Origin of the sequence: Pedobacter panaciterrae (genome assembly GCF_013204795.1) — a bacterium.
GTDB classification, from domain to species: Bacteria; Bacteroidota; Bacteroidia; order Sphingobacteriales; family Sphingobacteriaceae; genus Pedobacter; species Pedobacter panaciterrae.
The window spans coordinates 1-1,451 of record NZ_JABMKW010000009.1; the positions used below are offsets into that span (position 1 = coordinate 1).

General features: G+C 50.1%; 1 rRNA gene. It reads left to right on the top strand.

Annotated features, from left to right (window positions below):
• Positions 1-38: 38 nt before the first annotated feature.
• Positions 39-1,451, top strand: a 16S ribosomal RNA gene (locus tag HQN86_RS07105); the annotation flags it as partial.

The following is a 1,451-nucleotide window of genomic DNA, read 5'->3' on the forward strand; positions in this document are numbered from 1 at the left end:
CAAGTTAAGAATGGTCAGAGATTCAAACAACACATTTTACAATGGAGAGTTTGATCCTGGCTCAGGATGAACGCTAGCGGCAGGCCTAATACATGCAAGTCGAACGAGATTAAGGGGCTTGCTCCTTATGAAAGTGGCGCACGGGTGCGTAACGCGTATGCAACCTACCTCAATCAGGGGGATAGCCCGAAGAAATTCGGATTAACACCGCATAAAAACACAGGATAGCATTATCTAATGTTCAAATATTTATAGGATTGAGATGGGCATGCGTGTCATTAGCTAGTTGGCGGGGTAACGGCCCACCAAGGCGACGATGACTAGGGGATCTGAGAGGATGACCCCCCACACTGGTACTGAGACACGGACCAGACTCCTACGGGAGGCAGCAGTAAGGAATATTGGTCAATGGAGGCAACTCTGAACCAGCCATGCCGCGTGCAGGAAGACAGCCCTCTGGGTCGTAAACTGCTTTTATTCGGGAATAAACCTTATTACGTGTAATAAGCTGAATGTACCGAAGGAATAAGGATCGGCTAACTCCGTGCCAGCAGCCGCGGTAATACGGAGGATCCAAGCGTTATCCGGATTTATTGGGTTTAAAGGGTGCGTAGGCGGCTTATTAAGTCAGGGGTGAAAGACGGTGGCTCAACCATCGCAGTGCCTTTGATACTGATGAGCTTGAATGAACTAGAGGTAGGCGGAATGTGACAAGTAGCGGTGAAATGCATAGATATGTCACAGAACACCGATTGCGAAGGCAGCTTACTATGGTTTTATTGACGCTGAGGCACGAAAGCGTGGGGATCAAACAGGATTAGATACCCTGGTAGTCCACGCCCTAAACGATGAATACTCGCTGTTAGCGATATACAGTTAGCGGCTAAGCGAAAGCGTTAAGTATTCCACCTGGGGAGTACGCCCGCAAGGGTGAAACTCAAAGGAATTGACGGGGGCCCGCACAAGCGGAGGAGCATGTGGTTTAATTCGATGATACGCGAGGAACCTTACCCGGGCTTGAAAGTTAGTGAATTATCTAGAGATAGATAAGTGAGCAATCACACGAAACTAGGTGCTGCATGGCTGTCGTCAGCTCGTGCCGTGAGGTGTTGGGTTAAGTCCCGCAACGAGCGCAACCCCTATGTTTAGTTGCCAGCACGTTAAGGTGGGGACTCTAAACAGACTGCCTGTGCAAACAGAGAGGAAGGAGGGGACGACGTCAAGTCATCATGGCCCTTACGTCCGGGGCTACACACGTGCTACAATGGATGGTACAGAGGGCAGCAAGCTGGCAACAGCAAGCAAATCTCAAAAAGCCATTCACAGTTCGGATAGAGGTCTGCAACTCGACCTCTTGAAGTTGGATTCGCTAGTAATCGCGTATCAGCAATGACGCGGTGAATACGTTCCCGGGCCTTGTACACACCGCCCGTCAAGCCATGGAAGTTGGG